This is a genomic window from Tissierella sp. QWL-11 (genome assembly GCF_058683765.1).
The window spans coordinates 710,195-732,816 of sequence record NZ_CM178750.1 but is presented as its reverse complement, the minus strand read 5'-3'; the positions used below and the strand labels follow the sequence as shown (position 1 = coordinate 732,816).

The following is a 22,622-nucleotide window of genomic DNA, read 5'->3' as shown; positions in this document are numbered from 1 at the left end:
TGCTTTAAATAATAGCTAATTGCTTAATACCACTATATTCACAATTTAATGCTTCTCCTATTTGCTCTGTAATAAGCTGCAAAACATCTATTATTACAGAATTTCCTAATTGTTTATAAGCTTGATTTTTATTGGGATGCAACTTATACGTATCAGGGAAACCCATAAGTCTTGCACATTCACGAGGATGTAGTCTTCTAGTCTTACCATCAATTAGATATCCACCAGTCTTAGAAAATATACCTCCACCATATGCAGATAATGTAATAGCAATCCCTTTAGGAGAATAAACTCTTTCACCTTGACCACCTTTTCCAACGGTACCTACACGAATTGTAGAATTAGAATTTTCAGTGGTTTCTGCTTTATCATTTAACAGTAAGTCATCTCTTTCAACAATATAGTCAATAACTTTATTGCTTGGTAATAAAAAATCCTCAACATATCTATCCAATTGAAAAGGTTTAGGAAAAACAAAAGTTTCTCTTTTAATATCTTCTCTGAAACAAATCATATATATACGCTCTCTTTTTTGAGGCATTCCATAATGAATAGGATTTAGTACTTCGTAATCAAAACTGTATCCTAGTTCTTGCATAGTTTTTTTTACTACTCTTAATGTATTACCTCCATCATGAGTAGCAAAATTTTTCACATTTTCTAAGAATACAACCATAGGTTTTTTTTCTTTTACTATTCTAGCAACATCAAAAAATAAAGTACCCCTGCTATCTTCAAACCCTTTTTGTTTTCCGCTAATAGAAAATGCTTGACAAGGGAAGCCAGCACATAAAATATCATGACTTGGAATATTCTTCTCATCTACCTGTGTTATATCTCCATCAGGTATTTCATTAAAATTCAAGTTATATGTTTCCTGAGCATATTTATCCCACTCGCTAGAATAAACACATTCTGCACCAAAAGATTCAAGAGCAAGTCTAAACCCACCTATTCCTGCAAATAAATCTATAAATGTATATCCTTTTAGTGTTTTTTTCTTTATATCAAGCATAATTGCCTCCTTCTTTAAATATACCATTAAGTAATTATATCAAACTTCTATTAGTTTTTACAGCTGTAAGTAGTTTTAAATATATTTTCTCAACAAGATATTCTGTATCTTTAATATCTCTCTAGATATTTCATCATTCTCTTTTTTAATATCTTCTATGTCTTCCCTATAAATTACTCCTGTAGTATTTACTCTTTTCGCAATGTGATTAAGATTGTTTGCATTCCTCCCAATAAGGGTCTGCATCTTCCTAAATTTATTCATATCTATTACAAATATAGGGGCTTCTAAAACACTTTTCCTTATAAAATGTCCCATTGATTTTGATTTACTTAGTTCAAGTTTTTTCTTGAAAAGTTCTTTTTCTTCCTTGGTCAGCTTGATTTCAATTCTTTCATTTCTATATCTATTCGCCATATTCTTCTCCTTTTCTTTTATATTTTAAACAGGGTCTTAGGGGGAACCCCTAAATCATTCTGATAGGAACAAGTAGAAAATTTTATATGTAGAAGTAAGCCCAACAGGACTTACTTTTACAATTTTCCCGTAGCTGTCCGTACAGCTACTGTGCTTGCTACTAAAGTTTTAATAGGCACAGAGAGATTGTAACTGTAACCTACTATTTCAAAAGTCTTCAAATTAGACATTAGCATTTATCTTAATCTATATAATCCTTGATATCAATCACTTTTAGTTTTTACTCGACCAATTTAAGTACTTTTAAAATCTCGGTTACAAGTTACAATGTTACAAAGTTACAATTTCTATTTTTCTTTCCTATTCTCTCCTGTGTCCATTTCTATTTGCTCTGGTTCTTGCCATTCTATTGGTAAATCATTATTATCAACTTCTACAAAGTCATTTTCTTTCTCTTCTCCCTTCTCATAATAAAGTTTTACTGGGATAGATACTCCACTAGGAGAAATTCTCTTAGTCTTCGATGACCTGATTGCCTTCCATTCTGGAAAATAATTATCCATGATTTCAGAAAAAGATTTTGATTTAATCCCATAGCCTTGCATGGATAATTCCTTAAAACAAGTTATATTTGGTTCTTGTGTTTTTACTTTATATTCTTCTAAGAAGTAGCGAATATCTTCCGCATCTGGATTGAGGTATTTAAACTTTTCTTGTTCCTGGTAAAGATCCTCAAGGAGTTCTTTTGGTATGGTCCAGGAATGTTTCTTCTCTTTGTAGAGTTTATATCCATAGGCAAGGGCCTGGTTAAAATCTTCTCGGATTGAATCTAAATACTCTTTTTCTGATTGCTCTCCTTGAAAATCCTTGTCGAGATAAATGGCCTTCCTTCTCTTTTCTTTATGACATTCTACAGGTAAATATCTTCTCTCTCCTGTATGGTCATTTAAAAAAGTTCTTTCATTTAATGTTCCAATTAAAATACAAGTCCTAGGAACATCTGTTGAAAACTTTTCATAGGGGATTCTTATTCTATCGCTTAATTTAGATAAAAATGATTTTGCTTCATTAGCTGATTTTGCATTTCTTAAGGCTACAAATTCTTCAATTTCTACTACAGTCTTTCCCATTAAGTTCATAACAGCATCCTTACCTTGAATATTTTCAATGGTACAAAACCAATCATCTCTAATAGCCAAATATCTAGCAAAAGTAGACTTTCCTATTCCTTGTCCACCTACTAAAACCATCATTTCATCAAACTTGGATCCTGGCTCAAAGACTCTTTTAATTAAACCTAAAATCATATGCTCCATAATCCAGGCATTAAGTTCTGTATCTTCAGCTCCTAGATAAGTTGGAAGAAGTTTTCTTATTGCATTTCTATCTCCCTTCCAAGTTAAGCTTTTTAGATATTGTTTTGGTGGACTTATTTCATACTGATGGGCAACAAAGCGAACTGCATCCCACATTTTATTAGCATTGTAATTAAGTCCAAAATGCTTTTCTATTTCAAGTCCTAGCCTATTGTTTAGTGAGTCATCCCATAGCCTAATTTGGTTTAGCTTTATGCCTTTTTCCCCTATAATCTTACCCTGAAATTTAATTTCATTGGTAAACTTATCATAGAAGATTTGTCCTTCATATATTTTCTTAGCCTTACAATATTTTGGATTAAGAAGTACTGTTACAATATTTCCTGTAATTTGCTTTACATTACCTTTTACTGTTTTTTGTAAATCAATTAAAGAATAGGACTGGTCTATTTCAGGAAAAGCTAGTTTAAACTCTTTCATAGGCCCTAGTCCTTTTCTTGTATTGAAAATGTCTACTCCAGTCAAAGGCCACAAAATTTCCCAGGTCTAAGACTTTCTCTATAGTCTTTTCTACATAGTCAAGATACTTTCTATCATCCCTTCTTTTCTCATTGCTTCCTAGTCGATTTAAAGGAGTCATTAAAAATAGCTCTTTCATTAAGTTAGGATTTCCATCTGTATAGTTTCTAGCAAGTAATAAAAATGTAAAGTCATCTCGACTATGGTCACCTGTTAGACTAGCTCCTGAGATAAGCATACTTGCCTTTCTATTAGTTCTTTCCATGGTGACTAGTATTTCATCTAGGCTTAGGTCATCTAGTCTAGAAAACTTGTTTAAAGGCTCATACTTATACTCTCTAATTTGTTTTAGAGTAGATGCCTTCTCCTGTGTCCATTTCTTATAGAGCTTATTTAGTTCACCATCTTTTTCTAAAAGTTTATTACTTCTAGGAAAGAAGAATCCATCTCCTATATTTCCTGTAAGAGCTATATATCGGTTATTCTTATATATCTCAATTCCTTTACTTGATAAGTTAAGATTATCTGGAATAGTCCCTTGGACAAAGATATGGATTCCCTTGCCTGATTGGGATAACTCCATGTAAGTTCCTGCAAAGTTTTCTACAATTTCTTTTGCCATAGGAGTTAGCTTTCCATCTTGAATTGCATGGTCTAGGTCTATACAGATAATCCTGTCTTCTTCCACTAAAACAAAGCCTAGAGGTCTATTCTTAGTCTTAGCTTCATTGAAATCTATCCATCGCTCTGGATGATTCCAATCATTAGCTTTTCCATCAATTAGGGAAAAGGGAAGCTTGGCTACTTTACCATTTAATTCTTCCTTTCTCCAACCTACAAATCTTTTCAATTTTTTCATTTCTTCTGGTAGATATTTATATTTTTCCATTCTTTTTACCTCCTCATGCTGTTCAAAACAGACCCCATATGGTAAAATAAATTTGGTAGAAACATTCCATATGGGGTGTGCCTTTGGCCTTTGTGCTAAAGGCTTTTTTCTTTTTTGATTTCATAGTAAATCTCTATTAAAAACCTTAAAATCTCTTGGTCATCCTCTTCTAATCTTCCGTATTTCTTTATAACTTTTGCTAGTCTAAATATTTCTATAGCAAATTTATCTTCAAGTCTATAGTCAGCTTTAATGGACACAGTAGGAGAAGTTAATAAACTTATTATATAATCTTGCTTGCTAAGACCACTTATTTCTACTTTTCTATCTAATAGGCCAGCCTCTTTTTCTGTTGCCCTAAAAGAAATTATCTTATTTCTCTTTCTTTTAACTTGTTTTTTTATTTCCTTACTCATCTTCATCCTCCAATAATTTTTCCCATTCATCATCTAAGTTGCTTTTTCTTATAGTAGATAGGGAGTTAGCCATATCATTTTGTTTGCTTGGAAATAAGTGGGCATATCTATAGGTTATATCGATGGATTCATGGCCTAATCTATCTGCTATAGCTATTGCCGAATATCCTAATTCAATTAATAAAGATACATGGGAATGTCTTAGGTCATGGACTCTAATCCTTTTAACTCCAGCCTTTTTACTTCCCCTAGTCATTTCATGGTGTAGATAGGACTTAGTAATTGGAAATAATAATTGATCCCCCTTTAGCTTGTATATTCCAGCCATATATTTTTCCATTTCTTCTGCCAAAAAGTCTGGCATAACAACTGTTCTGATACTTTTTTTAGTCTTAGGCTCTGTAATAATGTTTTCTCCATCTATTCTTTGTAGAGATTGGTTTACTCTAATAGTATTGTTAGTAAAATCAAATTTCTCCTTGGTTAAAGCTAGTAATTCTCCTGTTCTTAGTCCACACCAATACAAAATTTGAAAAGCATGGAAGGATAAAGGTTTGTCTTTAACTTCCTCTATAAATTTGTCATACTCTTTTTCAGTCCAGAACTTCATCTCAGAAGCTTCCTTTTCTCCCATAGAGCCAACATCCCTTGCAACATTAGATTTTAGGTTATAGTACTTGCAAGCATGATTTAGGACACTACTTAATTGAGCATGTATTGTTCTTAAGTAGGTTTGAGAATATTTTTTGCCTTTATCATCTTCCTCTTTCATTAATATATTTTGCCATTTAACTATTGTCATTTTAGTAATTTCATTAACTTGAAGATCTCCTATATAGGGAATCACCTTCGTCCTTATTATTTGTTCCTTAGTTCTCCAGGTGTTTTCTCTTAATCTTGGTCGCATATCCTTTCCATATACTTGAAAAAATTCAGTAAATGTCATATCAAGATTTCCAGCTTGCTCTCTTAAAAAATCTTCTTCCCATTTCAGAGCTTCTTTTTTTGTCTTAAATCCTCTTTTCTTCCTATTAATCTTTTCACCTCTCCAATTGGTGTAGGTGAATTTGGTAAACCAGGTGCCATTTCCACTTTCATCCCTATAAGCTCCCACTACTAAGCCTCCTTTCTTACTTGATAACAATACTTGTCCAAGAAATATTGTCTATTAATTTTGCCTCTTTGAACTCTATAGCCTAGTTCAACTAGTTCTCCATTCATTTCATTTATTATTTGATAGGCTGTAGTTCTGCTAACTTCTAAAAAATCCTGAACTTCTTTTGCGTTCATAAAAATCTTATTCATTTTTTTCTTCCCCCTTGTGTTTTTATTTATAAGCTTCTCATCAATGAATAAATGACGAGCATCAATTTGGTTTCCTTATAATTGAATAGCACAGTTTCGTGCTATTTAATTATATAATATCAGCACAGTTTCGTGTTGTCAAGACTAGTTTTAAATTATTTCTATTTATCTTTCCTATAACAAGAGATTTCATTAAATTTATAATCGTTCACTTCTGTTGCTATAAATGATATCTTGTGATAAAATAAATTAAAATACTACCAAGAGGAGTTTAAAATGATTTCAGGTGAAAAGCTAAAAAAGTTAAGATTACTTAGAGAATTGACACAAAAGGAATTAGCAATAAAATCAGGACTTACAGATTCTGCTATAAGGAATTATGAATTGGGTTATCGTTCGCCTAATAAGGATCAATTAATAAAAATAGCCCAGGTCTTAGACTGTGATGTTTCTGCCTTAATTGACCATACTCCTATATCTAATTTTGAATTTATGCAAATTCTTTTTGATTATGAAGAAGATTTAAAAATTAGACCCATAGTAGAAGATTCTACAATAGGACTGCTTTCACACGATATGAATTTGAATGACTTCCTTATTGAATGGGATGAAATTAGAAAAAAACACTATAACGGAGAAATTACAGATGAGGAATTTGAGGATTGGAAGCTCTCATATCCTAAGAAGTCTAGATTAAGAAAATAATTATTACACTATAAATATATAAGCTCACTTTTAAACTGGTCGAAATCGACTAGTTTTAAAAAAATAATTCAATACTAAGTATATGGTCCATAACTCGAGTTCTAACCGTCTCGAATTCGATACCTTTAGAAATTTATTTATATTCATAAAATAAATATAAATACAAATACAAAAAACACCATAGATTCTTTTAACAAGATCTCTATGGTGTCCCTATTTGCAATCCACTTGGCACTATTTATGGAGTTATTCTAAAAAACTTTTTTACCCAATTTCGTTCCAGTTGATGATTTTTAATCTCTGTAATCATTGGTTTTACAAGCTTTTATCTTCTGTTTTAACTATTCCCACTCAATAGTTGCAGGTGGTTTACTTGTCACATCATATACTACTCTATTTACTTCAGATACCTCATCTGTAATTCTTGTAGATATTTTCTCTAATAGTTCTAGTGGCATTGGATACCATTTAGCTGTTACTGCATCCTTAGTAGTGATTGCACGAAGTCCTATTAGATGCTTATAAGTTCTCTTGCCATCTACTACTCCTACTGATTGAATATTTGGTAGGACTGCAAAATATTGCCAGATTTCCTTGTCTAGACCTGCTTTTTTGATTTCTTCTCTGTAGATATAATCAGCATCTCTTAATACATCTAGCTTTTCTTTAGTAAGCTCTCCTAGACATCTTACACCAAGACCTGGTCCTGGGAATGGTTGCCTTCCAACTATTTCTTCAGGTATTTCTAAAACTCTACCCACTTCTCTTACTTCTTCTTTATATAGTTCTTTTAATGGTTCTATAAGCTCAAAGTTTACATCCTCTGGAAGCCCACCTACATTGTGATGAGACTTCACAGCTAATTTCCCTGATTTATCTTTACTCTCTATTATATCAGGATAAATTGTCCCTTGAACTAAAAATTGTGTATCTTCATCTTCAAGTTTTTCTTGTTCCTCTTCAAATACACGGATAAATTCTTCTCCGATTATCTTTCTTTTTTGTTCTGGGTCTGTTATGCCTTTAAGCTTATTTAGAAATCTATCTTCTGCATCTACTACTATTAGATTCATATGAAACTTATCTCTAAAAGTAGTTTCTACTTCTTCTTTTTCTTTTTTACGAAGTAGTCCATGGTCTACAAATACACAAGTTAAATTATCTCCTATAGCTTTATTTACTAAAACTGCTGCTACAGAAGAGTCAACTCCACCTGATAAGGCACAAATAGCCTTTTTATCTCCTACAGTTTCTTTTATTTCTTTTATCTTTTTATCTATAAAATCTTTCATTTTATCACCTATCTTCTACTATAGTTTGGTGCTTCTTTTGTAATATGGATATCATGAGGATGATTTTCAACTAAAGATGCTGAAGTGATTTTCATAAATCTAGATTTTTCATGTAATTCTGGGATATCTTTAGCTCCTACATATCCCATACCAGATCTAAGTCCACCCATAAGTTGATAAACCACATCTCCCAATGGTCCTCTAAATGGAATTCTTCCTTCTACTCCTTCTGGTACATATTTTTTAGTGTTTTCTTGGAAGTATCTATCTTTACTTCCAGAGTCCATGGCACCCATAGATCCCATGCCTCTATATTCTTTGTATCTTCTACCTTCATATAGAACTTCTTCTCCAGGTGACTCTTTAGTTCCTGCAAATAGTGAACCTGCCATTATAACATCTGCTCCTGCTCCTAAAGCTTTTGTGATATCTCCAGAGTATTTAATTCCTCCATCTGCTATTACTGGAACATTGTACTCCCTTGCGCCTTCAGCACAGTTAATAATAGCTGTAACTTGAGGTACACCTATACCTGTTACTACTCTTGTAGTACAAATTGATCCTGGTCCTATACCTACCTTTACTGCATCTACTCCTGCCTTTATTAAATCTATTGTAGCTTCTTTTGTAGCTACATTACCAGCAATAAGCTCTAGATTTGGATAGGCTGCTTTTATCTTCTTTATAGTTTCCAATACTCCTCTAGAGTGTCCATGGGCAGTATCTACTACTATAACATCTACCTTTGATTTAACTAGAGCCTCTATTCTATCTAGTACATCTGCAGTAACTCCAACTGCTGCACCAGCAAGTAGTCTACCTGTTGAGTCCTTAGCTGAATTAGGATATTGAATTGATTTTTCTATATCCTTTATAGTTATAAGTCCTTTTAAGAAAAAATCTTTATCTACTAGAGGAAGCTTTTCTATTTTATGTTCTTTCATTTTTTCTAAAGCATCATCCATTGAAATATCAATTTCACCAGTTACTAAATCTTCCTTAGTCATAACTTCATCTATTTTCTTAGAAATATTTTTTTCAAATCTAATATCTCTATTTGTAATTATTCCTGCTAATTTTCCTTCTTCATCAGTTATTGGAACCCCAGATATATGATATCTTTCCATTAATTCTAATGCATCTGATACCATATGATTAGGTGATAGAAAGAATGGATCTGTAATTACTCCATGTTCTGATCTCTTTACCCTATCTACTTCTAGAGCTTGTTTTTCTATGCTCATATTTTTATGGATTATACCTATTCCACCTTCTCTAGCCATAGCTATTGCCATTTCTGATTCTGTTACAGTATCCATACCAGCACTCATTAAAGGTATGTTTAATTTTATATTTTTAGTTAAATTAGTTTTTATACTGGTTTCTCTTGGAAGTACTTCAGATTTACCAGGCACTAATAGTACATCATCAAAAGTTAAACCATCTCCGACAAATTCCACTACAATTCCTCCTCTTATGTTTTTTAATAGTATACCACAAAACTCACTTTTTTTATAATATATATTAAAAATTATATTCTTTTAAAATAAAAAAATCTATAGTAACTCTAAATACTAAAAAAGAGCACTAAAAGTACTCTTATTAGATTAACAAATGTCCAAATATATTGAATAAATACCCAATTATAAGTATTCCGATTGTTACTATTGATATAAATATAAATAAGAGTTTTTTCTTAACTACTTTAGAAATCATTATCATCGAAGGTAGAGAAAGTGCCGTCACAGCCATCATAAATGATAAAGCTGTACCTAATCCTACTCCCTTTGAAACTAAAGCCTCTGCTATTGGAAGGGTTCCAAATATATCTGCATACATTGGTATTCCGACTATAGTTGCAAGTAGTACTGAATACCATTTATCCTCCCCAAGTAGTGCAGTTATTATTCCTTGTGGAATATAATTGTGTATGGCAGCTCCTATTCCAACTCCTATCAGTATATATATCCACACTTTTTCTATAATATCTAAGACTTGATCCTTAGCAAACTCTACTCTTTCCCTTTTTGTCAATTCTTCATAATCTGTACCTACTGTCTCATCAGAATATACAAAACCTTCCACATATTCTTCAAGTTTTAATTTACTTATTATACTGCCTCCAATTACTGCAAGTATTACACCTACTAGTACATATGCTAAAGCAGTTTTGAAATTAAATATACTTGCTATTAAAATTATTGATGCCAAATCCACTAAAGGTGATGAAATCAAAAATGAAAAAGTAGTTCCTATAGGTAATCCTGCCGATGTAAATCCTATAAATAAAGGTATAGATGAACAGGAGCAAAAGGGAGTAACTGTACCAAGTAGTGCTGATAGTATATTTGAAGTAATTCCTTTATATTTTCCTAGAATTTTTCTTGTTCTCTCAGGTGGGAAAAAACTTTGGATATATGATATAGTAAATATCAGTACTGATAATAGGATAAATATCTTTATTACATCATATATGAAAAAATGTATACTACTACCTAATCTAGAATCTATAGAAAGTCTAAATCCTTTTTCTACTAGTAGTTCAACTAATTTCCAAAGCCACTCCATTTTAAGAAATTGTGCATTAAAAAAACTAAAGAAAGCTCTAATTTGAATCACCCCTCTCCCTATTTATCAAGTCTATTACCTTTTCCTTTATAATATCTCTTGCAATACGATAATCTTGGGTAGTACCGCCTGATGGGTCTTCTATACCCCAGTCCTCTGTAATTGAATTTGGAATATATGGACACACTACATTGCATCCCATAGTTATCAGGTAATCTACTTCACCAGGTATATCCTTTAATAATTTTGGATACTGTTTGCTTATATCTATTTTAACTTCTTTCATTACTTCAACTGCTAGAGGCTTAACTTCTGGATACTCCTCTGTTCCTGCAGAATAAGTTTCAAATATATCACTACCTAATTCTTTCATCCATCCTTCAGCCATTTGTGATCTGCATGAATTATGAACACATACAAAAGCTACTCTTTTTTTCATGTTTACACCTACTTATCCAATAGTTTCTTTATATCCTTAGGCTTTAAAAGCTTACCACTAGATAAAACTTCCTCATCTACTACTAGTGCAGGTGTAGATAAAACTTTATACTTCATTATCTCCTTAAAGTCTTCCACTTTTTCTACTTTTGCATCTAAATTTAATTCTTCTATTACTTCTCTTACATTTTCTTCCATCTTCTTACACTTTTTACATCCTGAACCTAAAATTTTAATTATCATTTTAATTCCTCCTTATTTTTATTACATATACAATCTTCTTTATAATTTGTTACATAATTTATAAATCCTTGTAAATCATCTATAGTTTCTCTATTAATAGAATACTTAATCCATCTACCTTCTTTTCTTCCATTTACTATTCCAGCTTGTTGAAGTATTTTCATATGATGTGATATAGTAGGCTGTGTTAAGTTTAGACCTTCTATAATATTACATGCACATAACTCTCCACATGACAACATATCTAATATAGTTAATCTTGTCTCATCTCCTAAAGCTTTAAATAGTTCTGCTTTTTCTTTCAAATTCTCCCTCCTTACATAGATACATTTCTATATATCTATATAATACTCCTATGATATAAATTCGTCAATAGTTTTAGTATTAAAAAATAAAAAACACACAATTAATTGTGTGTTTTTTATAAAAACCAAAATTAAAATTTATCCTATCTTCCTAATTTTTGCTTAATTCTTCTTCTACTTCTTCTAATTTTATATCATCTAATTCATTAATTGATTTGGTACTAAACATTACTGTAACTGCATAGACATGTTCATATCCATGTTTTTCATATTCCTCAGGACTATAAAAATATTCTACATTATAAGAACTAACCGAATCTTTAGATGTTATTATTTGAATAGCAAGGGGTATTTCTTTTTCATAGATAATCTCTGTTCTTTCGCTTAAATGGGAAGTTGTATAAGACTTATCATCATGTTTTTCTTCATACTCAGTTGAGTGCAAACTATATTCATTTCCATTCTCACTTTGTACTGCAATTCCCAAACCATTAGCAAGATTATCAAAAGTTAAAGCTAATCTTCCATCATTGTCTTTAAATTCTCTGAATTGATTAGAATCAGAATGCCACTTTCCATCTTTTAACTTATATTTATTTATTTTCATAGTCTGTGCTTTATCATCTAGAGTAAAGTCATATATCTTGCCGTGCATACCTGCACCAAGTAATTTTACTATATTCTCTTCTTCCTGTGTTAACTCAGCTATTTCTATGTGCATATTAGAATAGTTAGATGCTGTACAGGCAGAAGTAATAAATACCATCATAGATAAGATTATTAAATATAGTATTTTTTTCACAGCTTATTCATCTCCCATCTTTTTCTTTACAACTTGGATTATTTCTTCTAAATTAACTCTTCCATTTTCATATTCTAAAAATATTACTTCTTTGTCTTTTCTCATTAATAGATATATGGTATTTTCTTTTTCAAAGGAATGAATAGACATATCTTTTTCCCCTTGAAGTTTTTCAAAATTTATACCGTATTTATTTCTTTCTCTATTTATATCCTCTTCTAAGCCTTTAGCTATAAATTCAAATCTAGTCAAATAATAGTTTATTTTTAAAAAGGCCTTAGCATCCCTAGACTCTTCATCTTGATTTTTCAATATAACACTTTGTATCAATATATAATTTTTAGGGGCAAAGGGACTCCATTCTTTCCTTATAAAATTGGGAGATCTTGTAGGATATTTTATCTCATAGATGTCATTTGTTTTATCTTCAAGATTATCCTTTTCTATGGTTTCAATTGTGACCATAGGCAATTTGTCTAAATCATCTGTTGGACTGAGTTCTATAATTTCAAAATTTGTACCTCTATAATATATAAGAATAAATCCAATTAAAACTAATAAGGTGGCTATAGATTTTTTAATAACAAACTTCTTACTCATTGAAGAATAGTCACCTTCATGTCTTAGAAATTCTCCAGATTCTAAAGTATTTTCTATTCTTTTTAAGTTTTTTCTCTTTTTTCCATAACTAAAGAAAGGAAGAAGAGTAATAAATATAAATCTATATATTTCATTTTCTTCTGTTAAAGAAAGATAAAGACCTCCAGACATGCTTATTTGAAAATAAATAAGACTCACTATAACTATAATAACTAGCCCCTGCATTATTACATTATTAAACTCATCTTTAATAATTTCTTCTTGAGCATCTATGAATGAGGATCTTTGTTCTTCTGGAGTTTCATATAGTTCCTTTAAATTAGAAGACTGTTCTATAGAAAAAACTAGAAAAGAATCTTTAGCTGCAACAAAATTCCAACCCTTTTCTTTATGTTTTTCTTTTTTCTCCTCTATTTGTTTTTCCCTTGCTATATCTATTCTATATTTTAAATTTTTAGGTTCTCCTTCTTTAAAATATGCAAATATTTTTCCTATCTTTTCTAAATGTAAACCTTCTCTAGACATATCAGAAAAGTATTCTTCATATTCTTCAATATTAGACAAATCTCCAAGTAACAATCTTCGAACTACTTTATCCATATTAATATCACCAACTTACATTATTATGTAATCATTATACTATCTTATATTGTCTTCTGTTTCAAATATGTATTTTTTATTATATAATTTAAGAGATATGAGATAAATACTAGGTCTTAAGTTTTTGAATCATAACATTCGTTTATTCTTTGTTTTTATTTTCATCCATTATTGCACCTATGACTATTCCAATGTCAAGTTTTATTTAATTAACTGAAGAAAAGCCTTTTCGCAAGACATATTTATAAACATAAGCGCTGACTTATGAAAGATTCTGTGTCGTGATACTTAAGAATCTTGAACGGAACCTGCGTTCTTTATAAATATGTCTACACCAGCAAACTTATATTACTACACATTATTTATCTTACATTCATTATTAATAAAACAGACTAATTCCCTTCTATTTTATCCCTGATACTCATCATCTGTAAATCAGTTTGAGCAATAGTCTCTGCACATTGCTTTAATTCATCTTCTATTTCTTTGGATGTTTCGAAATCCTTTTTATATTTTAACTTGTGCTCTACACTTGCCCAAAAGTCCATGGCTGATGTTCGAATTTGAATTTCTACTCTCACCATTTGCTTTTCTTGTGAAAAGAAAACAGGAACTTCAATAATCAAATGGTAACTTCTATATCCATTTGGCTTAGGTTTTTTAATATAATCCTTTGCATCAATTAAAGTGATATCATCTTGCTTAATCAACATATCAGCAATCTTATACACATCATCAATAAAAGAACAGATTACTCGTATTCCTGCTACATCATTAAGAGATTCTGTGATAGATTCAACACTTATTTCTTTGTCTAATCTTTTAAGTTTGTTTAAAATGCTATCTGGTTTTTTAATTCTTGATTTAATAAATTGTATAGGATTTTTTCTATTATTTAGTGATAATTCATCATTTAATATCTCTAATTTTGTAGTTACTTCTCTAATAGCAGAATTATATATCATCATAAGCTCTCTAAAATTTGCTATTTCTTTAATAATCTCCTCTGGTACTTTAGGTAATACTGTTTCTGTCAATATAGTTTTTTTAGAATCATCTTTTTCCATTTATGCCACCTCATTTAATATTATGTATTTAATTATACTAGCTTTTTACTTTTCTTTAAAGCTTTTATAAATATTCTACTTCCACTTTATTACTTTGTTTATATTCTTATTTAATTTAATTATATCCTTCTTAATATAAGAGTAAGAGTTTTTTATATTTTTTTAGTCATCAAAATAAATTCACTTGTTTTTTTATAATTTCAAAGTTTTGCTAACCTTAAAAGTAAAAGTAATATGAAGATAATAAATAATCTTCATCATATTTTACTGCCATTTCCCATAGTAGCTTTTTAATAGCTTTTATGGAAAAGCTTCTCTTCTCATAACGCTTCAAATACGAATTGTATTTTTTCTTTTCTTTTTCTGAAGCTTTATTTTTAAAATATCCCCATACATGAGAAATTGCATTTAGAGAATTACCAAATTCTACTTTAGTTTCAAGAGCTTCATCTATTAAATTATAAAACTTAAATACAGGATAAGTTTTCTTATCTTTTAATAAATTTCTTATCTCTTTATAAGCATTAGGGGAATGTTCTAAAACATTGTATTTATATTTACTCCATTCTAATTCTAGATTTTTGATGTTTTGATTTAAATTTAAATAATTAATAGCTTTTATTGTAGAGAGATTTTTATCTTTTACTTCAAACATTATATCTATATCAGGTAAGCCTTTTATATAATCTGCGAATGTTTTTATATCTATAGTTTCTGAATGGCTTCCAGGTCTTTTATCTGGATTTTGCTGTGAATAATGAGTCTTTTGCTTTCCATCTTCTATTTTCCAGGTTTTTCTAGCCTTTTCTATATAGTATCTATCATCTTTTAAAAAATCTGCTGGCAACACTTGATTGTGAAGGTTATCATAGACTACTGGTATATGTAATATATTTGAAATCCCTAAGACCTCCTCTATATTATAAGATTTATCATCATTTTCAATTACAAGCCTATCCTTTATCCCTTGATCTAGGAGTTCATAGTTTTTTATAAATCTATTTATTGCTCCTTTTTTATCTCCATAAACTCCTCCTATATGAAGAATTATCTTGTTCTTTTTATCTATACCTAAACTATTTAAAAATCTATTGTGATATACTAAATCCTCAACCGACCTTTTCACTACATCTTCATCATTTGAATTTAAAACTGTGTATTGTCCTGGATGCATAGATACTCTCATATTAGATTTTTTTATCTTTTTTCCTATATAATCTAAACGGGTCTCAAATACTCTCCACCAAGATACTGTATTTACCGGACTTGAACCAAAGGGTATGATGTCAGAGCTTATTCTAAATAGTTTTATACCACTTTTTATATTGTAGTCTATTATATTTTCTAGAGATTTCAAATTATGATCAATAATTTTGATGAGATTTTCTTTGCTTGCATTTTTTAAGCTACAAGTCTTAAAATTAGTATCTCTTACTCCTATTGTTAAACACGCATAGCCGATTTCCATTTAATTCCCTCACAATTTTATTAAATTTTGTTAATTTTAAGAATCATTCTTAGTTTTCTCTATGTTTACCCTAAATTTAAATTTTTATTTTTTTGTTTAAAAATAAAAACACCTCCCTTATAGGGAGGTTGATAGCTTTTTATAATTTCTAATTGGTCCTACATATACTTCTTTTAACCCTTTACACCCTATAAAATCTGTAGGTGATGTGAGACCAGGAGATTTTTCTATAATATTTATACCACTATTTGCAAGTACTTCTGATACAAATTGAGAGCAAAAATAATTATATTTTCTATATATTGGATAATGAAATAAGACTCCAAACAGTCCTATTAAATTGTATCCATATTTTTCCTGCTCTTTTTTAAATCTTCCAATCTCTTTTTCTAATCTGTTGTATTGTTCTTGGGTTACATTTAAAGAATATATTGCACATCTCGTCTTTGGAAATCTTTTATAAGTACCATTTAATATATCTTCCCTAACAAATCCTCCTATTACAGGATTATTGGGTCTTATTCTACCAAAGCTATATAGTTCATCTAAATTTTTATCTAAGCCTATGGAAACATGAGTAAATTTCTTTCTAGTATAGATATTTATAAGCTTGGACAAAATAGATCCACTATGGGATAATAAAATATAAATTTGCTTTTCCATCTTTCACCTCTAAAAAAAATTATAATAACTTCTCCATTTTACAACTATTAAAGGCTTTTTTCAATAGCTATCTTTCTTCAAATTTAGACCTTTAGAATATCTCCTGTGTTATTATTTATAAATATATCTTCTAATTGTTGACTAAGCATAGTTTCCCCTTGTTTTCCAGTGCAATGACAAGCCCCTATAATTTTTATATCTTTTTCTTTAAAATATTCTATTATATTGTTTATCTTTTCATCATCTTCTTTTACTAAATGAGTCCCACCTACTAATGTATGAATATCCATCCCAGTTCTATCTATTATGCTTTCAAGTATATTTACAACTCCTGGATGGGAACACCCAACTATAACTACTAGACCTTTATCTGTTTTAATACCTAAAGAGATTTCATCTGTAAAATTGTCTATTTTATATTTTCCATCCTCTTTTAAATACATAGTTTCATTTTTGTTTTCATAATCCTCATTTCTATCAAAATTAGTAAACACCATCAAGTTTTCTGTGATATTTATCATATTTTTATTTATATATTCTATAGGTATATGGTTTTCTACTAAAAATGATTCCTCAAATAAATTCCCTATATATTCATAATCTCCACTTTCCCTTAAGGCATATTTTTTATCCCAAAATCCATCTCCTACATAGAGTTTAATGTGGGGATTGACTTCTTCTATAAGTCTTTGAAATCCTCCACTGTGATCATAATGTCCATGACTAATTAGTACATAGTCCAGTTCCTTCAAATCAATTCCTAGCTTTCTAGCATTGTCTATAAAGTTCCCACTTTGTCCTGTGTCAAATAAAATTTTCTTATTATCTACCTCTATATATACTGAAAGCCCATGTTCTATATCTAAATCGTCTGTACTGCCTAATTTATTTTCCATCAATGTAACTATTCTCATCAATCTTCACCTCTTAGATAATTATTACCCTTATGATGAAATTTATCTTCATTAATATTTATAATATATTAATATTGTTCATAGTACTCTATTTCCTGATCTACTCTCAATCTTATTAAGTCCATTATTCCAGTTTCCATAAGTCCATATATGGCCATATTTACCATTAGTATAATTATCACAATAAATATTGAAAATACATCATATTTAATCTTTGTATCTCCTGTATTATTTTTGTAGGAATAAAATAGGATTTCTAATCCTATTAAGATTAAGATAGTAGGCCAAAACTTTACAAATAGTTCTACTGCAGAGCTTCCACTTACCTGTGCTATTAAGATTATGATCCCAAAGAATATAAGGACCAATCCCATGGATATAGTACCTACTCTCTTATTCATCTCTTTCACCTTCTTCTATTTCTATTATATCTTCTGTATCTTCTATTTCTTTTCTTCCCTTTATTAACTTTATTCCACCTATGATAAATATAAATGATACTATAAGTGTTTGTATATATCTTACCATGCTATGATCTATATAAATTCTAATTAATGGATATACCATATTTTGAAGTATAACTGTTACTCCAATTACTATAAGAGCTATACCTATATACTTTTGCTTTAATTTTGGTAAAAATCCTTCTAAATTTATATCTTCTATTTCTCCTCCATTTAATATATGGTATGCATCAAAAAATGAATAAAACCATATAAGTGGTAATATAAATACTAAAAAGCTTAAATTTAACCATCCCATAAAGAATATGGTAAAGAAAAATCCTGCCATAAATATAAGCCCTCTTTTTTGATAATTTAAATACATATGTCCTGCTCCAGGAATCATAGATAGAGCTAATGTGATTATCTTTTTATTCTCTATTTTATTATTTATAACTTTTCCCTCCTCATCAATTAAAGCTTCTCTATTATTCAAACTTGAAAAAGCATCTAATAGAGCTATTAGCCATACTACTGCAACTCCAGCAAAGGCCATTAAAACTGCAAGATCATTATAAAACATCATACCCCCTAGGACAATGGCAGCTACAAATAATCCTCCTGTTAGAAACAGATAAATTGCTCCTCTTTCAAAACGCCCTAAATAAATATGGGATAATCCTGGTATAAAGCTCAATAAAAATGTTAAAAATTTACTTTTTTTCTTCATATTATCTCTTCTCCTTTATTTCTAAATTAAAATCTCTTACAAAGTTTGAAGTAGAATCTGTTATATTCTTGGAAAAATTATATACAGAATCTAATTTTACCTGTTTTTTACTTACTATTATCGTTTCTCCAAATTGAGGTGTTTGTGACACTATGGTGTTAAAAAATCCAGTTCCCGTTAAAAATATTGCAACAGAGGCAACAGCTATATAGTAGACTAAAAGCTCGTTGTAGATGTTTTTCTTAGATTTTTTAGTTCTCTTATTGATTTTATTTATTTGTGTTTGGCTCTGTATTTTTCCCATTACACTGTGGGTGAAATCATCTGAAACCTTAGGACTTTCTTCTAATTCTTCATCTACAAGTGAAAGGAATATATCCATACATTTATCACATTCTAATAGATGATCTTCCATGTCTATTTTTATATTTTCATCTAACAGATTTTCTTTAAAAAGTTTCCATTCTACAATATCATAATGAGTCATCTTCTAGCCTCCATTCCTCTTTTAATAGATTTTTACCTCTATAGAGCCTTGATGCCACTGTCTTTTTTGTAACCTTTTCTTCTATGGCTATTTCATCATATGATTTAGCTTCAAAATAAAACTTATATATTACTTCTCCATATATCTTAGGTAGATTTTTAAGTGCTTTTCTTATGTCAGACTTCTTTTCTTCTTGAATAAATATTTCCTCTGGAGTGGGTAGAGTATTTATATTTAAATTTTCTATGATCTCTTCTTCTAGTGAATCTTCTTTTTCTCTGTTTTTCTTTTTCCTATTGTAATCTATAGCTTTATTGGTAGCAATTCTTCCAATCCAAGCTTTAAAATTATCATCCTTATATTTAGGTAGGGAGAGATAAATCTGTAAAAATACTTCTTGAGCCACATTCTCTGCTTCTTTATTATCTTTTATAAATTTTAATACAATTGCAAATATATAATTCTTATAATTTTCCACAATATGCCTAAAGGCTGTTTCATCTCCTTTAGTAGCTTTCTGGATTAAAATTGACTCCATCTCTCCCCTCCTCTCAATAATGTAAACGAAAATAAAATAAAAAGTACTGCAAAATAAACTTATTATTTTCTTTTATGTTATGATAATAATGTAAATACTAAACTGAGGTGATAAATATTGATTACAGATAAATTTTACACTAGAATAAAAAAATATAATGAAGAAAAAGAAAATTTAAAAAGAAATTTAAACTTAATTGCCAGTATAAGGCTTATCTCCTTTATCTCTATAGTATATCTAGGATATCGATATGTAAAAACTAATTACAGCGACTTCTTTTATTTCTTAACCATAGCAGCTATTATAGGCTTTATATGTCTTATCATATACCATAATAAAGTAAAAGATAAACTATCTTTTGCAAAGAGTCTGATAGATATAAACAATAGATATTTAGATAGAATAAATGGAAAATGGATAAACTTTTCCGACATAGGAGAAGAGTTTTGGAATAAATCACATAGATACTCTAGTGATTTAGACATTATAGGGGATAGGTCTCTATTTCAGAGAATAAATTTATCTAATACTTGGATTGGAAGAAATACTTTAGCTAATGATTTATTAAACCCACAGTATAATAAAGATGACATATTATCTAGACAAAAGGCTATAGAAGAATTGTCCTCTAAATTAGATTTTGCCCAAAATCTAGAATATGAAAGTAGCAAAAAGAAAAAGATGAAAAGCCCAGAAGAATTAATATCTTATTTTGAAAATAAGGAAAGCTTTTCTTATTCTAAGAATAAAAGAGCTTTTATAGAGATGTTACCTATAGTAGTCTTAGGAATATCTGGTATAATCTTATTCTTTAAAATTCAACAATTATATAGCCTAGTGTTTTTTTTATTTGCATTTCAAATAATAATTTGGTTACTAGGTATAAGAAAAAATGCAGAGATATTAGATAAAGTAGGACCCTTTAAAGATAATTTAGAAGTATACTTAGACCTTTTAAAAGTTATTGAGAAAGAAAACTTTACCTCTCCACTTTTAAAGGAAATGAAAACAGATTTATTTTCTGAAAAAAATGCAATTAAAGCTATAAAGAAATTAGACCTAGTCTCTGAGAAGATAAATTTAAAACACAGTGGACTTCTCTATCTTCTATTGAATATACTTTTCCTTTGGGAATATAGATGTGTATTTTCATTAGAAGCTTGGAAGAATAAATATGCTAATGATGTAAGACATTGGATCTACTCCATAGGAAAATTTGAATCTTTGACAAGTCTATCTGCCCTATTACAGATAGAGGAAAATACTTCATTTCCAATTGTAATAAACGACAGGGAGATAAAAGCTAAATCCTGTGGTCATCCTCTATTGGAAGTAGAAGATAGAATAAACAATAATATAGATATAAATAATAATATATTAGTTATCACAGGATCTAACATGAGTGGTAAGACTACATTTTTAAGGACAATAGGTATAAATCTAGTTCTTTTAAATGCTGGATGTGTAACTATCTCTAAGGAATTTAAATCTCCAATTATGAATGTCTATACTTCCATGAGAGTTACAGATGATTTAAAAAATAAAATATCTACTTTTTATGCAGAACTTTTGAGGATTAAAGAGATTTTAGATTATGCTAAAAAAAATAAAGATACAGTATTTTTAATAGATGAGATATTTAAAGGTACAAATTCTAAGGATAGAATATTTGGAGCAAAAAATGTATTAAAAAATTTAAATGCCCTAGGATTAATAGGTGCTATTACTACCCATGACTTTGAGCTATGTGAACTAGATAGATATCCTAGGATAGAAAATTATCACTTTGCTGAGGACTATATAAACGGAAAGATTTCCTTTGATTATAAAATAAAAAAAGGTAGATCAAAGTCTACCAATGCAAGACATCTTATGGAATTAGTTGGTATAGAGGTTATGGAGTAGGGGAAAAATAAACAAAGTTTCCCCTACCCTTTGTTCATTTTAATTCACCTAAAACTATCTTCATACTATATAGAGCTGCCCCTAACACAGGGCTTAAAATTGGCTCTATAAGTTTTAGGTTTCCACTTAGATTATTTAAATAAGCTTTAAAAGGCTCTAATACATATTCTCCCGCCTTAAATACTCCACCTGAATAAGAAATTAAAATTTCTTCTTTTAGCTTATAATCCAATTGATTTATTAGCGATTTTACAATTAAATAGTATTCATAAGCTGCCATTTTAAAAAATTCTATTGCAAACTTATCTCCCATATCTGCAGCAAGCTTTAAGCTCTTTGATAAGGATGCTATTTCTCTCCTATCCATATGGTATTTGTTTAATAGTATATTCACTATTTGTCTATCATTTTTTAGTTTAAATCTTTCTTTTAAGATATAATAGATGGGAGACTTTTCAAGTCTTCCATCAGATTGCTTAGTGAAGAGTTCTATTGCCTTTTTCCCAAGCCAATATCCTGAACCCTCATCTCCACAAAAACTTCCCCAACCGCCACTTTCCAATTTGGAATACTCCCTATCTACTCCAAATCCAATACAGCCTGTCCCACTTACGATATTTATTCCTGGCTGAAAAGCTAAGGAACCTGCCCAAGCTATTTCTCCATCGTTTACACATTTAAATCTATTTGTAGGAAATATTTCGCCTACTACATCCTCTAAAATATTCATATCCTCTATAATGCATCCATATCCAGGAATTCCAAGGACTGCATAGTCGATTTCTAAAAGTTTAGTGTGTGATTTCTTGCATACATAATCAATGCCTTCCCTTAAGACATTTTTAAAATTTAATAGAGAAGTCTGTTTGTAATGACAACTAGATCTTTTACAATATGAGAGTATATTGCCCATTTCATCTATTATAATGAATTCTGTTTTAGTTCCACCACCATCTACTCCTAAAAATTTCATCTTT

The 22,622-nt window shown here is 29.8% G+C and carries 26 protein-coding genes; 2 read left to right on the top strand and 24 right to left on the bottom strand.

Going from position 1 to position 22,622, the window contains the following annotated elements; translation table 11 throughout:
* Nucleotides 1-4 precede the first annotated feature (4 nt).
* The 7 genes from AC4PG3_RS03565 to AC4PG3_RS03535 form a co-directional block, all read right to left on the bottom strand.
* Nucleotides 5-1,015 (bottom strand): DNA cytosine methyltransferase, encoded by a 1,011-nt coding sequence (locus AC4PG3_RS03565; protein WP_492197699.1) that lies wholly within the window; start codon nt 1,013-1,015, stop codon nt 5-7.
* A 75-nt stretch (nt 1,016-1,090) separates the two neighbouring features.
* Nucleotides 1,091-1,432, bottom strand: a complete 342-nt coding sequence (locus tag AC4PG3_RS03560) for a plasmid mobilization protein (protein WP_492197698.1) — start codon at nt 1,430-1,432, stop codon at nt 1,091-1,093.
* Between the two features lie 347 nt (nt 1,433-1,779).
* On the bottom strand, nt 1,780-3,228 hold the full coding sequence (locus AC4PG3_RS03555) for a VapE domain-containing protein (RefSeq protein WP_492197697.1): 1,449 nt from the start codon (nt 3,226-3,228) through the stop codon (nt 1,780-1,782).
* Nucleotides 3,215-4,156 (bottom strand): hypothetical protein, encoded by a 942-nt coding sequence (locus AC4PG3_RS03550; protein ID WP_492197696.1) that lies wholly within the window; start codon nt 4,154-4,156, stop codon nt 3,215-3,217. Before AC4PG3_RS03550 ends, AC4PG3_RS03555 begins: the two co-directional genes overlap by 14 nt.
* Nucleotides 4,157-4,251: 95 nt before the next feature.
* Entirely contained in the window at nt 4,252-4,572 is a 321-nt protein-coding gene (locus AC4PG3_RS03545) for a plasmid mobilization protein (protein ID WP_492197695.1), read from the bottom strand.
* Nucleotides 4,565-5,686, bottom strand: a complete 1,122-nt coding sequence (locus tag AC4PG3_RS03540) for a site-specific integrase (protein WP_492197694.1) — start codon at nt 5,684-5,686, stop codon at nt 4,565-4,567. Before AC4PG3_RS03540 ends, AC4PG3_RS03545 begins: the two co-directional genes overlap by 8 nt.
* 2 nt (nt 5,687-5,688) lie before the next feature.
* On the bottom strand, nt 5,689-5,877 hold the full coding sequence (locus AC4PG3_RS03535) for a hypothetical protein (RefSeq protein ID WP_029451037.1): 189 nt from the start codon (nt 5,875-5,877) through the stop codon (nt 5,689-5,691).
* A gap of 276 nt (nt 5,878-6,153) precedes the next feature.
* On the opposite strand from AC4PG3_RS03535, the gene AC4PG3_RS03530 reads away from it, so the two are divergent.
* On the top strand, nt 6,154-6,582 hold the full coding sequence (locus AC4PG3_RS03530; protein WP_492197693.1) for a helix-turn-helix domain-containing protein: 429 nt from the start codon (nt 6,154-6,156) through the stop codon (nt 6,580-6,582).
* Nucleotides 6,583-6,923: 341 nt separating this feature from the next.
* Here the strand turns inward: AC4PG3_RS03530 and guaA are convergent, their stop codons facing one another.
* The 16 genes from guaA to AC4PG3_RS03450 form a co-directional block, all read right to left on the bottom strand.
* Complete coding sequence (guaA, locus tag AC4PG3_RS03525) at nt 6,924-7,874, bottom strand: glutamine-hydrolyzing GMP synthase (protein WP_492197692.1); 951 nt, start codon at nt 7,872-7,874, stop codon at nt 6,924-6,926.
* A gap of 8 nt (nt 7,875-7,882) precedes the next feature.
* Nucleotides 7,883-9,334 (bottom strand): IMP dehydrogenase, encoded by a 1,452-nt coding sequence (gene guaB, locus AC4PG3_RS03520; RefSeq protein ID WP_492197691.1) that lies wholly within the window; start codon nt 9,332-9,334, stop codon nt 7,883-7,885.
* Nucleotides 9,335-9,476: 142 nt separating this feature from the next.
* Nucleotides 9,477-10,493, bottom strand: coding sequence for a permease (locus tag AC4PG3_RS03515; protein ID WP_492197690.1), 1,017 nt, complete (start codon nt 10,491-10,493; stop codon nt 9,477-9,479).
* Nucleotides 10,480-10,881: an arsenate reductase ArsC gene (locus AC4PG3_RS03510; protein ID WP_492197689.1), complete on the bottom strand. Its 402-nt coding sequence runs from the start codon at nt 10,879-10,881 to the stop codon at nt 10,480-10,482. Before AC4PG3_RS03510 ends, AC4PG3_RS03515 begins: the two co-directional genes overlap by 14 nt.
* An 8-nt stretch (nt 10,882-10,889) precedes the next feature.
* A complete protein-coding gene (locus tag AC4PG3_RS03505) occupies nt 10,890-11,123 on the bottom strand; it encodes a thioredoxin family protein (protein WP_492197688.1) in 234 nt (77 codons plus the stop codon).
* Nucleotides 11,120-11,428 carry an ArsR/SmtB family transcription factor gene (locus tag AC4PG3_RS03500; protein ID WP_492197687.1) on the bottom strand — a complete coding sequence of 103 codons (309 nt, stop codon included), beginning with the start codon at nt 11,426-11,428 and terminating at the stop codon, nt 11,120-11,122. Before AC4PG3_RS03500 ends, AC4PG3_RS03505 begins: the two co-directional genes overlap by 4 nt.
* Nucleotides 11,429-11,579: 151 nt before the next feature.
* On the bottom strand, nt 11,580-12,230 hold the full coding sequence (locus tag AC4PG3_RS03495; protein ID WP_492197686.1) for a hypothetical protein: 651 nt from the start codon (nt 12,228-12,230) through the stop codon (nt 11,580-11,582).
* Nucleotides 12,231-12,233: 3 nt separating this feature from the next.
* Nucleotides 12,234-13,430 (bottom strand): DUF2812 domain-containing protein, encoded by a 1,197-nt coding sequence (locus AC4PG3_RS03490; RefSeq protein ID WP_492197685.1) that lies wholly within the window; start codon nt 13,428-13,430, stop codon nt 12,234-12,236.
* Nucleotides 13,431-13,822: 392 nt separating this feature from the next.
* A complete protein-coding gene (locus AC4PG3_RS03485; protein ID WP_492197684.1) occupies nt 13,823-14,497 on the bottom strand; it encodes a GTP pyrophosphokinase in 675 nt (224 codons plus the stop codon).
* A 217-nt stretch (nt 14,498-14,714) separates the two neighbouring features.
* On the bottom strand, nt 14,715-15,965 hold the full coding sequence (gene uvsE / locus AC4PG3_RS03480; protein WP_492197683.1) for a UV DNA damage repair endonuclease UvsE: 1,251 nt from the start codon (nt 15,963-15,965) through the stop codon (nt 14,715-14,717).
* Nucleotides 15,966-16,082: 117 nt separating this feature from the next.
* The gene (locus AC4PG3_RS03475) at nt 16,083-16,628 is read right to left on the bottom strand and encodes a hypothetical protein (RefSeq protein ID WP_492197682.1); all 546 of its coding nucleotides are present in this window, start codon (nt 16,626-16,628) and stop codon (nt 16,083-16,085) included.
* 83 nt (nt 16,629-16,711) lie between these two features.
* Nucleotides 16,712-17,542 carry an MBL fold metallo-hydrolase gene (locus tag AC4PG3_RS03470; RefSeq protein ID WP_492197681.1) on the bottom strand — a complete coding sequence of 277 codons (831 nt, stop codon included), beginning with the start codon at nt 17,540-17,542 and terminating at the stop codon, nt 16,712-16,714.
* A gap of 68 nt (nt 17,543-17,610) precedes the next feature.
* Nucleotides 17,611-17,943 (bottom strand): LiaF transmembrane domain-containing protein, encoded by a 333-nt coding sequence (locus AC4PG3_RS03465; protein WP_492197680.1) that lies wholly within the window; start codon nt 17,941-17,943, stop codon nt 17,611-17,613.
* A complete protein-coding gene (locus tag AC4PG3_RS03460; RefSeq protein WP_492197679.1) occupies nt 17,936-18,715 on the bottom strand; it encodes a hypothetical protein in 780 nt (259 codons plus the stop codon). The genes AC4PG3_RS03465 and AC4PG3_RS03460 overlap by 8 nt, the downstream gene beginning before the upstream one ends.
* A 1-nt stretch (nt 18,716) precedes the next feature.
* Entirely contained in the window at nt 18,717-19,202 is a 486-nt protein-coding gene (locus AC4PG3_RS03455; RefSeq protein ID WP_492197678.1) for a hypothetical protein, read from the bottom strand.
* The gene (locus tag AC4PG3_RS03450; RefSeq protein WP_492197677.1) at nt 19,189-19,740 is read right to left on the bottom strand and encodes an RNA polymerase sigma factor; all 552 of its coding nucleotides are present in this window, start codon (nt 19,738-19,740) and stop codon (nt 19,189-19,191) included. The genes AC4PG3_RS03455 and AC4PG3_RS03450 overlap by 14 nt, the downstream gene beginning before the upstream one ends.
* A gap of 117 nt (nt 19,741-19,857) precedes the next feature.
* Between AC4PG3_RS03450 and AC4PG3_RS03445 the strand changes: the two genes are divergently transcribed.
* On the top strand, nt 19,858-21,645 hold the full coding sequence (locus AC4PG3_RS03445) for a MutS-related protein (RefSeq protein WP_492197676.1): 1,788 nt from the start codon (nt 19,858-19,860) through the stop codon (nt 21,643-21,645).
* 34 nt (nt 21,646-21,679) lie between these two features.
* Here AC4PG3_RS03445 and AC4PG3_RS03440 read toward each other — a convergent pair whose 3' ends face one another.
* The gene (locus tag AC4PG3_RS03440; RefSeq protein ID WP_492197675.1) at nt 21,680-22,618 is read right to left on the bottom strand and encodes a BadF/BadG/BcrA/BcrD ATPase family protein; all 939 of its coding nucleotides are present in this window, start codon (nt 22,616-22,618) and stop codon (nt 21,680-21,682) included.
* Nucleotides 22,619-22,622 lie beyond the last annotated feature (4 nt).